This window comes from Halalkalibaculum sp. DA3122, from assembly GCF_043951865.1.
In the GTDB taxonomy this organism is placed as follows: Bacteria; Bacteroidota; Rhodothermia; order Balneolales; family Balneolaceae; genus JAMQKA01.
Genome location: NZ_JBINJF010000001.1, coordinates 314,412 through 326,550 on the forward strand (window position 1 = coordinate 314,412; position 12,139 = coordinate 326,550).

Consider the following 12,139-nt stretch of genomic DNA (forward strand, 5'->3'; position numbering starts at 1 on the left):
TTTTTTACCAGAAAAAGAGTTCATAGTTTAATTAAGCCGATTTGTGTGTGGCACGTTGCATTTGCCTAATGCTGATAACAGCAATTATCATTCCAAAACATGTGTATTATAGCCAATCTGAACCACAGATATGAATGCCGCTGATGAAATTCTAATAAAATACCTGTTGCGATGAAAAAAATTACTGCTCACTGGGTGGCCGTCGCGTTTTCAGCGGTGCTGCTGGGTGGAGTGGGGAAACAACCCGTTCCGGCTCACCGGCGATATCAACCTGCTGCTCACCTTCCTGAAAATCCCTTTATGAGAGTTAGAGGTCGCAGTCTATTTGATTAGAAAGCCCTGTCTTCGTAAATAGCTGTTTTTAAAAATCAACAGCCACCCTCACCTAATCGCGGGGATACAATACTCATGGGAAGTAGCACGCTCGGCAAATTCTTAAAAGTGTCATTTTTAATTGGGATCGTGAGTTGTACGGGGGCCACCCTGCCTGCTCACGCACAAAACAAGGCAGACTGGAACAACAGGAAGGCTGCTGTCTCCCTCACGTATGACGATGCCCTGGCAGCCCAGCTGGAAAACGCCGTGCCCCTGCTCGATTCCCTCGGCCTTAAAGCCACCTTCTACCTCTCCGGCTATTTTGAGGGCTTTCGCAACCACACCGGAGCCTGGGGCAGCGTGGCTGAAGCCGGTCATGAGCTGGGCAACCACACGCTGTATCATCCCTGCCAGGGCGGACCCGGCCGCGAGTGGGTGCAGCCCGACTACGACTTGCGCAGCTATACCGTCAAGCGCATGGCCGATGAGATCCGCATGACCAACACGCTGTTAAGCCTGCTGGATGATCGACCGGCATCCGCCCGTACACTGGCCTATCCCTGCGGCGACACCGAAGCGGGCGACTCTTCATATGTCAGGGCCATCAAAGATAACCTGGTGGCAGCACGAGGCGTACGGGATGGTATAGAACAGATCGGCAACATCGACCTTTTTAACATCGATTCGTACCTGATCAGCGGGCAATCTGGCGAGGAGCTGATCGAACTGGTGCAAAAGGCAATGGACGAACACGGACTGGTGGTGTTCCTGTTCCACGGCGTTGGTGGCGGACACAACCTGAATGTGTCGCTCGAGGCGCATCGCAAGCTGCTTCATTTTCTGAAAGAACACGAGCAGGAGCTGTGGATTGCGCCGCTGATTGATATTGCAGAGCATGTAAAAAACCACCACCGGTAACATTTGGGGGCATGCAGATTCTCACCGGCGGTCTACAAGGAAGCTGGTAAATCACGAAGGAATTTCGCAAAATCGTTCCCGAACGGCCTGATAAGACACGTTACTTGCACATCATCTCCACCGTATTCAGCAGCTTTTTGAGCGACTCCACCTTGTGCTCTGCATTGAGCTTGGCGTAACTCTGGATCAGGTTGCGGATGCAGCGGGCCAGTATTTCGGCCTCGCTGGTTATCTCGAAATGTTTGGATTTGGGGTCGACTCCGTTCTGCTTCAGGAAAAAGTAGCACTGGTTGTAGCTCACCACCTTGCCGCTGTCGAACGGGTCGATCAGCACCTCCTCCTTGTCTCCCTTGAACTTCAGCATAAAATGGATCGGCATGTTAATACCGTAAAAAGGCATGTTTAGCCGGCGGGCAAGAAACAAGACAATCAGCGCCAGGGAAATGGGCAGACCCTGGCGGCGGTCGATCACCCGGTTAATATAGCAGTTGTCGGGATTGTAGTAATCCACCGTACTGCCGGTAAATTTGAGCTCCTCAAAGATGAAATCCATCAGAATATGGATCTGGCGGGTTTCGTCGGGCTGATACTGTATTTTACCGGAAATCATGTCGGCAAAACGATCCAGTTTCCTCATATATTCCTCCTCCCTCAGGGTCGGGTTGTCGAACCTGGAAAGGATGAAGACCGCTCTTTCAAGCTGCCTGAGATTCGAAAGCCCCCCGTCCAGCACATCCAGGAAATCCTCTTCCAGGTTCCCGTATGTAATGTACTGTATGATCTCGTTAATCAGTTCTTTTTCAGAATCGTTTTTAGTCTCATTTTTCTGCTGGTCCAGCAGCGGCACCGCTTTCTCACCGAGCTCAAACAGCCGGTTTTTAACCTCTGATTTCACATACGGATCAGGATCATCCAGCAGGTAAACAAGGGATTCTATTTCTGTCTTTGTTGCCATAGTACGCTTTCTGTTCTTTTGAACCTATCTCCAACAGCATTTGAGTATTTTTCGTGCGGTAAAATAGAGAAAAAGAAAATTCTTTATCCAATCTTCCGGCAAGTTTTAATATTTAGTAATCGAGGTCGGAAGTTTTATATTTAAAGGGCTTGATACGGTGAACAATGCGTTGGAGCGTCATCAACAGATACTGGCATTCCTTTTGATTGGAACACCTGATCCTTGTTCACTGGTCACCGTTTACCGTTAATTGCTTATTGCCAGTTGCTTATAAAATGAAATTGAATGTCAGCTCAGAAACAGGTCGGCTGCGGGGCGTAATTGTACATACGCCGGGACATGAGGTATCGCTGGTAAACCCGGAACTCAAGGACGAGCTGCTGTTCGATGACATCGTTTTTGAGGAGGATGCCCGCCGTGAGCACCTCGACATGCTGGATATTTTCCGCGCTGCGATGCCGCCGGAGGGTAAAATCTACGAAATTACCGATCTTTTCCTGGAGTGTTTCCATATGGACCAGCAGGAAGCGCGGGCATTCTTTATCGAAGAGCTTATTCGGCGCTACCCGCAGGGCAACCTGCATACCGTTAAAGAGGAGCTGCTCAGTATGCCGCCGGATGAACTGCTGCGTTTTGCCATAGAGGGCATTACTACCCATAAGGATTTGGTATTAAATCCCACACCCAATCTGCTTTTTACGAGAGATCTTGCCGCCGTGGTAAACGACAGCATTCTGCTTTCGCGCCCGGCCAAGGCGGCTCGCATCCGGGAATTTCTGCTTATGGAGATGCTGGTTCGGTACCATCCGCTTTTCAGTGAGCTGAAAGCCAATATCCTCACCATTTCCGAGCAGGAAACCATCGAGGGCGGGGACGTGCTGGTCGCCTCCGGCGACCTGGTGCTAATCGGCATGAGTGAACGCACCTCGTTCAGTGGCCTGATGACCGCAGCTGAAGGATTACTCAACAGAGGGGTAACGCAGGTGCTGGCCATTGATATACCCAAACAGCGCTCCTCCATGCACCTCGATACCATCTTTACCTTTGCCAGCAACGACGAGTGCTTGGTATTTCCGCCCGCCATCACCGAAAGGGAACGGAATGTAGTGAAACTCAACAGCGAAAACGGTAGCATAAGAGCGGAGATCAAATCCTCCCTGAAGGATGCGCTGGAGGAATGCATGGGACATTCTTTTACGTTTATCAATTGCGGTGGAAATTCGCGTACGAATCAATTCCGCGAACAATGGACCGACGGGGCGAACGTTTTTGCCCTTGCACCCGGCGTCATTGTGGGATATGAACGGAACACCAATACGTTCAATGCCCTTAAAGAGCATGGCTACGAAGTCATCAACCAGTTTGATTTTATTGAAGAATATCGAGATCGACCGTTTAACCCCGGCAGTAAAAAAATTGCCATCGGCTTTGAAGGTAATGAATTGTGCCGCGGACGTGGCGGTGCACGATGCATGACATTGCCAATTTCCAGAGAATCTTAAACTACTATTTCATTGGACAACCAGCGTTTATCTTACGACTACCAGGAAGTTAACACCCACTCCCCCGAACCCCCGACACCCCAGAAAGAGTTCGGCACCAAAACGATCCTGAAACATCTCGGGCTCTTTATCCTGACATTTATTTCAGTCTCTTTTTTCGGGGGACTTTTTGTAGCCCAAACCGCAGTCACTGACACCATTATGGGACAGATGGGAGATGGAGCCCTCTTTGCAGCTCTCCTGCTCGCATTCCTGGGAACCCATGAGTTCGGTCATTTTTTTGCGGCACAGTTTCACAACATTAAAGTAAGCCTGCCCTATTTTATCCCGGTACCCCTGGGCATCGGCACGCTCGGGGCTGTCATTCGGATCAAACAGAAAATAAACGATACCTACAAGATGTTTGATGTTGGCATCGCAGGTCCGCTGGCCGGCTTTGCGGTCTCGCTTGCGGTGCTGCTCTATGGGTTTTCCACACTGCCTGACCCCTCATTTATCAACAATTTTGCCGGGCACGAAGAGGTCCAGGCCTATGTCGCCCAGCACGGTGTGTATCCCGACCACCCCCCTTCGGCCGAATCTTCAGACGTACTTATTGTGGGAAATACGCTGCTCTATTCATTTCTGGCACAGTTTTTCGAAAATGTGCCCCCGATGTTCGAGATGTACCACTACCCATTTCTGTTTGCGGGCTGGCTGGGATTGTTTTTCACGGCCCTCAACCTGATGCCCGTCGGCCAGCTGGATGGAGGACACATCCTGTACTCCCTGCTGGGATTCAAGAGGCACCAGGTCGTTGCCCGGGTCTGTTTTGCCCTGCTTACGGTAATGGCCGGTATCGAGTCGGTTCCGTTTATCCATATGTCGCTGGAGGCGTGGGACCTGGCCAACCCGTACGGCACGTTCAGCTGGCTGCTATGGGCCGGGGTCTTGTTCTTCCTGCTGCGCAAAGCCTATCATAATGATCACCGCTGGATCGCCCCCGTACTTTTCGGCTCCCTGCTGGCCTCCGCGGGCTACATCTACCTGGTAGTGGGATCGCTGCAGACGATGAGCTCTCTTATCTGGATTGTCTGGTCCTTCTTCATCGCCTATTTCGTAAAACTCGAACATCCACCTGCGCTGTATGAACAACCGCTGGATCCCACGCGCCAAAAGCTCGGGTGGCTCAGCATGGCGATCTTTGTGCTCTGCATCAGCCCGAATCCCCTATATTTTGTGTAAAGATGCTCCATATCTTATGGGGATCCAGGCAACCTCTCCTGGTGCCAGATCGGGTTGCAGGACTGTAACGGGAAGTGGCCCGGCCAAACGCACGATTTTTAAACCTGAGTACTTGTCAGAGACACAGGTTAAGCTGTACCTTTGCACCAGCTTTCTATACCTTTGAAATCACTATTTTTCAATGTTAATGTCGAATAATACAATGAAATATTTTCTTGCTTTTTTCTCGCTGTTTCTCTGTATCGGCTGCTCCGCTGACCAGCCGGAAAATCTTTCCCAGACTGTGGACCAACTCATTGCTGAAGATAACTATCCCAAAGCGCTGGAGTATATCGAAAATGCGGATCCTTCAACCACTGATGCCGACCTTGACAGGCTGCGTGAAAAGACCCATCTCAACTACGGGCTATACCTGGAGTACCGGGGACCGGAAGACAGCAGCATGCGTGACCGCATGACCAGCGCCCTGCAACAGTATATCGCCGTGTTAAAAATCAATCCCAACAATGAAAAAGCGCGATCTGAAATCCAGCAGATCATGGGTATCTACGGCACCATGCCCGATCGGTCGCCGGGAGAGGAGATCATCCGGGAACTGAATGAGCTTGGATTTGATTATTAAACATGAAACGGCAGACGTGAAACGTAAGATGTCGTGAAACGTGAGATGCCGGGGGATTTCAGAACCTCTTTACCATTTCAGCACTTGAGTTATCTCGTAATCCAATAACAAATGGGCCGGTGTAAATACTTGCTGAATATTTCACATCTCGCGTTCCAATCGGTTATGTTTAACAGTCATTAGTTCAAAATAAGATCAGATCCACCAAAGATGGGCAACAAAAACAGCACTCCCACCATAAAAAATCGGAAGGCACGGCACGAATTCAGCGTTGAGGAAACCTTTGAGGCGGGCATCGCCCTGAAAGGAACCGAAGTTAAGTCGCTGCGCGAAGGCAAGGCCAGTCTGCAGGAAGCCTTTGCCTACCTTATGGACGGGGAGGTGTGGCTGCGCGACATGTATATAAAGCCCTACAAGCATGGCTCCTACGCCAACCACGATGAGCGACGCAAACGCAAGCTCCTGCTAAAACGCCGTGAAATCCAGGAAATAGAAAAATATATCAACCAGAAAGGGTATACGCTGGTCCCGCTAAAACTTTACTTCAAGGGAGGATATGCCAAAATCCTTCTCGGCCTTGCCCAGGGTAAGAAAAAGTACGACAAGCGTGAAGATATCAAAGAGCGGGATACCAAGCGCGAACTGGAGCGAAAGTACAAGGGCACCTACAAGGTAAATATGTAGAGTTGACCGGTGAGCCAGAAAACCTTGTCAAGCTTCCGTGCGCCTGTAAAATTGTGAAGCTAATTTGGAGGCGGTTCACCGTTTGTTGTAATTATTCGGAGGGTACACCTGCATATCATTATAAGCCTGAAATAACTGGATCTTATTCGGATATTCTCAAAAGGTCCTGGTACCTATTTCCCATGCAGACCTGTTCGTTCTTAGTCATATAAAATGAACATGCCATTCCAAACAGCCAATTTATTCTCTAGATTTCTGGTATACAAACAGTTAGCCCGCATATCTCACGAGTATTTTGGATAAAATTATGTAACTTCATGAATGGCCATAACTTATACCATTTTTTACTGCCAAATTATCATTACAGTCTGTAATAGGCTGCGAAATCCGGGTTAGGCTGAAGAATACTTGGAAGGAATACGGATTAAGTGCGTACCTCTGTTACTATTTCAGGGCTTTGCTGCAGGGTTTGATATACCACGCAATACCGTTCAGTTAGCTCTATGAGCTTGTCGATGCTTTCCTGTGGGGCATCGGTGTCCAGCTTAAAAATCAGCTTAATATTTTCGAAGCCGACGGCGGCCTCTTTGGATACCCCGAGCGTGCCGCGAAAATCCAGCGAGCCTTCGGCCCGGACAGTGGCATCCTTCAATGTTATCCCCATTGCAGTAGCCACGGTATTCAACGTGACCCCGGCGCACCCGACAAGCGCCTGCAGCAACATATCTCCAGAACAGGCCTGGCTGCCGTCACCGCCCGTAAATGGATGCAGGCCGGCCTCCACCATCCCGTTGTCGGTTTCCACCCTGCAGCCCAGGTTCGTACCGATGCTGCCTTCCGCATGCAAGATGGTCTGAGCCGCCCCCGGCTCTTTCAGGTATTTTTTCTTAAGAGGGGCCTGTTTGGCGCGAAGTTCTTTTGAATCCATTATGATCTGACTTTTTATTTTTTACGATTTTTTAAAATTTTTTCGTTGTAAAGTTAACAAGGATTAAACCACTCAACAACAAGATAAACCTGCACTTGCCCGTATTGCTCATTATTTCCCAAGCTGAATTCCAGTACATTATTGACTGGCAGTGTCGCATACAAACACAAAAGGCCGCCTTTTCAGGCGGCCTTTTCATCTAATTGGAACGGATGATCTGTAAGCCGAATTCTGTCGAGGGTCGATCATTTATCTGGGCTCCGAATTGCTCCGAAGCTCCAGCACTCCACCCGGTCGTATAGCGACGAGCGGCGCACGACCTGCATGAGCTTTCACCCCGTGAGGTTTACCCTGCCTCCGATGTCGCCACCGGAGCGGTGGGCTCTTACCCCGCCTTTTCACCCTTACCCCGAGGTCTGTGCCCCGGGGCGGTCTGTTTTCTGTGGCACTGGCTAACCGGTTGCCCGGATCTTCCCGTTAGGAAGCACGGTGCTCGTCGGTGTTCGGACTTTCCTCCCCGCACATAACGATTAAGACAAAAAGCTATTTGACAAGTTGTTAGAGGGCTTTTACGGATAAACCCTGTTGTCTCACTCTGAGATTGAGGTACCGACCAAGCCGCTCGATCTTTGCATCTTAAAGCAAACTGTGGCAATCGATTTTAACCGTTATGTGCGGGGCGATGACCCGATCATCCGCTAAACAAGTTAGCATAACAACGAATTGAAAACCAGTTTAGTTTTGAAAATGGACAGCGATCTGCAGGCGGGTTTTGTGAATCTGCGGTTATACCTCACGAAAAAGTTTTGCAGAACTTTTTATTTCGTTGGGTGGCAGGTTGACTACCGAACTTGTTGGAGTGTCAGGCAGGAGTATAACGCTCCTCGCAACAACGATCCCGTAGGCTTACAAGTCTCAACTACGGCCAATTTACCCTGGTCCCAAAAAGCCTTTTTAGCCACAAAAAGCGAGATGCAGAAGAGTTAATGAGTCGAGCTTCGACCGATCTTTTCTGCTTCTCGCTTCTGAACCTTTTCCCTTCGCTGTGAACAAAAACCGACAGCTGCCGGTGCTGCTAGTCGACCGAAAGCTCCTCTTCGGCCTTCTCGAAGAATGAGGGATCAACGACGATACGGCCGCTATTCTCATCGATGATGATTTTATTGCCGCGTTTCACTTCCACCTGTGTTTGGGGAGGCAGGGCCATACCTAGTGCAGCGCCGCGTTCCATCGCCACTACCGCGAGCCCGTTGCTCAGGCCATTGCGCAGCCGGTTATAGCTTTTCAGGTACCGCTTGTCGATGTTCTCTTCAATCTCTTCGCGTTTTTCCAGGAGTTTCTTCTCCTCTTCTTCGGTCTCCTGCTCCAGCTTGTCAAGGTTTTTCTGCTTTTCATCATGAAGAGCCTGCGTTTTTTCCAGGTTTTCCCTGGCTTCTTCAAGCTCATCTTTAATCTGTTCCTGCCTTTTGAGAATCTCTTCCTGTCGCGACTCAGAGTTCTCGACAACCTGTTTTTGAGCTTCAATCTCTTTTGTCAGGGCATCATACTCACGGTTGTTGCGGACGGAGAGCTGCTGCTCTTCATACTTCTCCATCTTGTCCTTCGCATCCTGAATCTCAAGCTTAAGATTGTCGCTCTCGACTTCAAGCTGCTTCTGCTCCTCTTCCAGCTTGTTGATTTTGGCTTCGTAGCGATTAATATCGGTCTCAATATCGAGAATTTCCTCCGGGAGGTCGCCACGCAGTTGTTTTAGCTCATCGATTTTGCTGTCGATATATTGGAGGTTGGTTAACTGTTGGAGTACTTCTTCCATAGATTGCTGAGTAATCGTTTAGTCCTGTGGGTTCTGTTTTACATTAGAGATAAACACGTTCATCGGGTTTGTTACAACATCGGTTGCATAGACCCTCAGTTCTTCAAATGCTTCCTTCAGTTCCTGCTGCAGGGCATGCACGACCGGCACTTCACTTTCATAATGGCCTACATCCACCAGCAGAAAATCTTTCGTATCGGTAAAATAATCATGGTATTTGATATCAGCCGTAACAAAGGCCTGGGCCCCTTCAGCAATCGCCTTGCCGGCCAGCGATACACCGGCTCCTCCACACACCGCCACCTTCTTGATCCGCTCGGCATGCCCTGAGTATCGGATCGCCTCCACTTGCAGGCTGTCAGAGATCCGTTCCAAAAACGCTTGCTGGGTCAGTCCCTTGTCGTGATAAAATCCAACCACGCCCATCCCCACATTGTCGGAGGGACTCGCTACATCCATCACCTGGTAGTTTCCCTGATCGAGCAGCCCGTTGCGTCTCAACTCCTTGATCAACCCGGATACATTGTGCTCGTCAATTATCGCTTCAAAAGTACGCTGTCCATCTTTGCGACCTTCCACGTTGTAGTAGTGAGCCTCTTCCGCCGAGTAGTAATTCAACATTTTGAGGACCGACTCACTGTCGGAGTATGAGGTAGTCAGCACAATTTTCCGGGAGATGTTGTAGCCCTTGTCCAGGAACTTGAGATTGTCAAGCCCAAGCTTCTGGGCCAGCACAAACGAGACCCCGTCAAGCGCCGCATCCAGGTTGGTGTGGGCGGCGATCAGTGCAATATTGTTCCGGATAAGCTTATAGATAATCTTTCCCTGCTCGTTGGTTGGATTGATGCGGGAAATTTTCTGGAAAATAAGAGGGTGGTGGGCAACAATCAGCTCGCAGTCTTTCTCAATCGCCTCTTCCACAACGCCCGGGGTGACGTCGAGACAGGTAAGGATATTGTTGACCGGCTGTTCCGGATCTCCTACCAGCAGCCCGACATTGTCATAATCCAGTTTGGTACTTGGGGGAGCCCATTGATGAAGAAAGGTGGAAATATGCCGGACCTGCGTGTTCATTGTGGTTATCCGCTACCCCCGCATTTTAATTTCCAGGTCGGGTGAAGGCAACGTGGATCTGGTCGCTCAGTTAGAATCAAAGTAAAAAAGTTGTTCAGAGCCAGACTCAAATAGGTTAAAATTACCCAATTCAGTTTCCAAAAATACGATTTAAATCTGACTGTTAAAAGGTTATTTTTACATAAATCGTTCTTTTCAACCTACAACCTGAGTACAGTCTAACCACCTACGTCAAATGAGTGAAGATATCTGCGCTAATTTATCGTCAGTACAACAGCGAATCAAAGAAGCATGCGAAAACGCCGGGCGGAATCCTGATGAGATCACCCTGGTGGCCGTCAGCAAAATGAAGCCGCTCGAAGATATCAAGACGGCCTTCGGGTGTGGACAAGTCCATTTCGGTGAAAACCGGGCCAGGGAGCTTCAGGACAAGATGGATGCCTGGCAGGAAGAGCAGGTTCAGTGGCATATGGTCGGGAACCTGCAGACAAACAAGATCAAGTATATGGTAGAGCGGGTAAACTGGATCGACTCGGTGCCCAAAAAGAAAACCATTCGTGAAATCGAAAAGCGGGCCTCCCGCATCGACCGTGCAATAAATGTGTTGATCCAGGTCAACATCAGCGGTGAATCTCAAAAAAGCGGATGTGAACCGGACGATCTTGCGAACATCCTGGAATATGCGCAGGGGAAATCGCACGTGCGTGTTCGCGGGCTCATGGGCATGGCCACCTATCTTGATGATGATGAGGACCTGGAGAAAATCCGTCCGGAATTCAGGTTGCTTCGCAAGCTGAAGGACGAGCACCAGACATACAACAGCGAAAATATTCAGCTGGAGGAGCTCTCCATGGGCATGACCAACGACCTGGAAATTGCGATACAGGAGGGTGCTACCATGGTCCGCGTGGGGAGGGCTATTTTCGGTGAACGCGATTATGGCTGATTCGTACTGCGTATTGCGTATTACTGTACAAGTAAAGAGGATTTGGGCAGATCCAAATACGCAGTACGCAATACGGGATACGTCACGTAAATGCTATAACAATTTATCATTCGGTCCGTATCAAATGTTTCAATCTTATTAATATTTAGTACATTATATTATTAATGTACAACAATACAGGGACCTGTTATGGCTGCATGGATCTGGGTACTTATTCCGCTGGTTGCAATTATAGGGGGATTCATCCTCGACTACCAGAAAAACAAGATGAAAATGATGAACCAGGGCCGCCAGAACGAGCAGGAAGTCGATGAACTTCGCAAGCTGGTGGACTCCCTGAAAAAACGTGTCGAGAATCTCGAAGCGATTGCGGCCGGGGAACCGGAAGAGTTTAGCCGTGGCGCTGGTCTCGGTATGAGCGAAATTGAGATTACCGATGAAGAAAAGGTAAAGCGGGAACACCGGCAAAAAGTATCAGAAATGGCAAACAACAAGCGAACAAAATCATGAGTTGGGAAGTGTTACTCATTGCACTTGTGGTAATCGGCTGCACAACGGGATTGATTGAGGACTGGATCTCCAGGAAAAACAGTGCCGAGTCGATTGACAAGGAAAGCTTCAATCACATCGTACAAGGCCTGAAGCGGCAACAAAGAGACATGAAGAAACGGATACGGCAACTTGAAGCAGCCGTATCAGAAGAGGATTACAAGGAACCCTACCCGGAAATTGATGAAGAAGACCGCAACGTGCGGCTTACGAATGATCTCCAGGAAAAAGAGAGGACAGTATAATGAGTTTTGAAGAAATGGTCGTTGCCCTGGTAGGCGCTATCGGGGCTTTTGCACTTGTCGGATATCTTGCAACCAAGGTGATCGACCTGATAAAAACATGGATCAACCGAAAACAGGGCGGGTACGACGAAGAAACATTCAACCGCCTGGCCAAGGCTTTTATGCAGCACAAAAAAGATACCGAACGACGGCTGCAAAACCTGGAGGCTATTATTGCGGAAGAGGACACGGAACAAAAAACGGGAAAACAGCTTTCAGAACCCCGGGACACCATTGAAATTGACGAGGAGAAACCGGCACAAGACCGGCAGCAGGACAGTTCAAAGCTGAAGAATATGCTGAAAAACTGAAGCCATCATTTTCA

The 12,139-nt window shown here is 49.2% G+C and carries 14 protein-coding genes and 1 other RNA gene; 10 read left to right on the forward strand and 5 right to left on the reverse strand.

Annotated elements, in window-relative coordinates; all coding sequences use genetic code 11:
• Positions 1-171 precede the first annotated feature (171 nt).
• Together ACG2F4_RS01290 and ACG2F4_RS01295 are read left to right on the forward strand one after the other, a co-directional pair.
• Positions 172-333, forward strand: coding sequence for a hypothetical protein (locus ACG2F4_RS01290; protein WP_395257496.1), 162 nt, complete (start codon positions 172-174; stop codon positions 331-333).
• A 75-nt stretch (positions 334-408) separates the two neighbouring features.
• Complete coding sequence (locus ACG2F4_RS01295; RefSeq protein ID WP_395257498.1) at positions 409-1,233, forward strand: polysaccharide deacetylase family protein; 825 nt, start codon at positions 409-411, stop codon at positions 1,231-1,233.
• A 100-nt stretch (positions 1,234-1,333) separates the two neighbouring features.
• Here the strand turns inward: ACG2F4_RS01295 and ACG2F4_RS01300 are convergent, their stop codons facing one another.
• Complete coding sequence (locus ACG2F4_RS01300) at positions 1,334-2,188, reverse strand: transglutaminase-like domain-containing protein (RefSeq protein WP_395257500.1); 855 nt, start codon at positions 2,186-2,188, stop codon at positions 1,334-1,336.
• Between the two features lie 275 nt (positions 2,189-2,463).
• Between ACG2F4_RS01300 and ACG2F4_RS01305 the strand changes: the two genes are divergently transcribed.
• From ACG2F4_RS01305 to smpB, 4 genes are all read left to right on the forward strand, one after another.
• Entirely contained in the window at positions 2,464-3,690 is a 1,227-nt protein-coding gene (locus tag ACG2F4_RS01305) for an arginine deiminase family protein (RefSeq protein ID WP_395257502.1), read from the forward strand.
• 12 nt (positions 3,691-3,702) lie between these two features.
• Complete coding sequence (locus ACG2F4_RS01310) at positions 3,703-4,914, forward strand: site-2 protease family protein (protein WP_395257504.1); 1,212 nt, start codon at positions 3,703-3,705, stop codon at positions 4,912-4,914.
• Between the two features lie 202 nt (positions 4,915-5,116).
• Positions 5,117-5,536, forward strand: a complete 420-nt coding sequence (locus ACG2F4_RS01315) for a hypothetical protein (protein ID WP_395257506.1) — start codon at positions 5,117-5,119, stop codon at positions 5,534-5,536.
• Between the two features lie 210 nt (positions 5,537-5,746).
• Positions 5,747-6,220: an SsrA-binding protein SmpB gene (smpB, locus tag ACG2F4_RS01320; protein ID WP_395257508.1), complete on the forward strand. Its 474-nt coding sequence runs from the start codon at positions 5,747-5,749 to the stop codon at positions 6,218-6,220.
• Between the two features lie 424 nt (positions 6,221-6,644).
• Here the strand turns inward: smpB and ACG2F4_RS01325 are convergent, their stop codons facing one another.
• The 4 genes from ACG2F4_RS01325 to ACG2F4_RS01340 form a co-directional block, all read right to left on the reverse strand.
• A complete protein-coding gene (locus tag ACG2F4_RS01325) occupies positions 6,645-7,148 on the reverse strand; it encodes an OsmC family protein (RefSeq protein WP_395257510.1) in 504 nt (167 codons plus the stop codon).
• A gap of 204 nt (positions 7,149-7,352) precedes the next feature.
• Positions 7,353-7,732, reverse strand: an RNA gene (rnpB, locus tag ACG2F4_RS01330) — RNase P RNA component class A.
• A gap of 491 nt (positions 7,733-8,223) precedes the next feature.
• Positions 8,224-8,961: a zinc ribbon domain-containing protein gene (locus ACG2F4_RS01335; RefSeq protein WP_395257512.1), complete on the reverse strand. Its 738-nt coding sequence runs from the start codon at positions 8,959-8,961 to the stop codon at positions 8,224-8,226.
• Positions 8,962-8,979: 18 nt separating this feature from the next.
• Entirely contained in the window at positions 8,980-10,035 is a 1,056-nt protein-coding gene (locus ACG2F4_RS01340) for a Nif3-like dinuclear metal center hexameric protein (RefSeq protein WP_395257514.1), read from the reverse strand.
• Between the two features lie 235 nt (positions 10,036-10,270).
• Here ACG2F4_RS01340 and ACG2F4_RS01345 point away from each other — a divergent pair, with 235 nt between their 5' ends.
• From ACG2F4_RS01345 to ACG2F4_RS01360, 4 genes are all read left to right on the forward strand, one after another.
• Positions 10,271-10,981 (forward strand): YggS family pyridoxal phosphate-dependent enzyme, encoded by a 711-nt coding sequence (locus tag ACG2F4_RS01345; protein WP_395257516.1) that lies wholly within the window; start codon positions 10,271-10,273, stop codon positions 10,979-10,981.
• Between the two features lie 189 nt (positions 10,982-11,170).
• The gene (locus tag ACG2F4_RS01350; RefSeq protein WP_395257518.1) at positions 11,171-11,491 is read left to right on the forward strand and encodes a hypothetical protein; all 321 of its coding nucleotides are present in this window, start codon (positions 11,171-11,173) and stop codon (positions 11,489-11,491) included.
• The gene (locus tag ACG2F4_RS01355; RefSeq protein WP_395257520.1) at positions 11,488-11,775 is read left to right on the forward strand and encodes a hypothetical protein; all 288 of its coding nucleotides are present in this window, start codon (positions 11,488-11,490) and stop codon (positions 11,773-11,775) included. Before ACG2F4_RS01350 ends, ACG2F4_RS01355 begins: the two co-directional genes overlap by 4 nt.
• Positions 11,775-12,125 (forward strand): hypothetical protein, encoded by a 351-nt coding sequence (locus ACG2F4_RS01360; protein WP_395257522.1) that lies wholly within the window; start codon positions 11,775-11,777, stop codon positions 12,123-12,125. Before ACG2F4_RS01355 ends, ACG2F4_RS01360 begins: the two co-directional genes overlap by 1 nt.
• Positions 12,126-12,139: the final 14 nt, after the last annotated feature.

What these genes read in the sequence shown, in the direction of transcription:
- ACG2F4_RS01290 (WP_395257496.1), top strand. Translation starts at nt 172, where the DNA reads ATGAAAAAAATTACTGCTCACTGGGTGGCCGTCGCGTTTTCAGCGGTG.
- ACG2F4_RS01295 (WP_395257498.1), top strand. Translation starts at nt 409, where the DNA reads ATGGGAAGTAGCACGCTCGGCAAATTCTTAAAAGTGTCATTTTTAATT.
- ACG2F4_RS01300 (WP_395257500.1), bottom strand. Translation starts at nt 2,188, where the DNA reads ATGGCAACAAAGACAGAAATAGAATCCCTTGTTTACCTGCTGGATGAT.
- ACG2F4_RS01305 (WP_395257502.1), top strand. Translation starts at nt 2,464, where the DNA reads ATGAAATTGAATGTCAGCTCAGAAACAGGTCGGCTGCGGGGCGTAATT.
- ACG2F4_RS01315 (WP_395257506.1), top strand. Translation starts at nt 5,117, where the DNA reads ATGAAATATTTTCTTGCTTTTTTCTCGCTGTTTCTCTGTATCGGCTGC.
- smpB (WP_395257508.1), top strand. Translation starts at nt 5,747, where the DNA reads ATGGGCAACAAAAACAGCACTCCCACCATAAAAAATCGGAAGGCACGG.
- ACG2F4_RS01325 (WP_395257510.1), bottom strand. Translation starts at nt 7,148, where the DNA reads ATGGATTCAAAAGAACTTCGCGCCAAACAGGCCCCTCTTAAGAAAAAA.
- ACG2F4_RS01335 (WP_395257512.1), bottom strand. Translation starts at nt 8,961, where the DNA reads ATGGAAGAAGTACTCCAACAGTTAACCAACCTCCAATATATCGACAGC.
- ACG2F4_RS01340 (WP_395257514.1), bottom strand. Translation starts at nt 10,035, where the DNA reads ATGAACACGCAGGTCCGGCATATTTCCACCTTTCTTCATCAATGGGCT.
- ACG2F4_RS01345 (WP_395257516.1), top strand. Translation starts at nt 10,271, where the DNA reads ATGAGTGAAGATATCTGCGCTAATTTATCGTCAGTACAACAGCGAATC.
- ACG2F4_RS01350 (WP_395257518.1), top strand. Translation starts at nt 11,171, where the DNA reads ATGGCTGCATGGATCTGGGTACTTATTCCGCTGGTTGCAATTATAGGG.
- ACG2F4_RS01355 (WP_395257520.1), top strand. Translation starts at nt 11,488, where the DNA reads ATGAGTTGGGAAGTGTTACTCATTGCACTTGTGGTAATCGGCTGCACA.
- ACG2F4_RS01360 (WP_395257522.1), top strand. Translation starts at nt 11,775, where the DNA reads ATGAGTTTTGAAGAAATGGTCGTTGCCCTGGTAGGCGCTATCGGGGCT.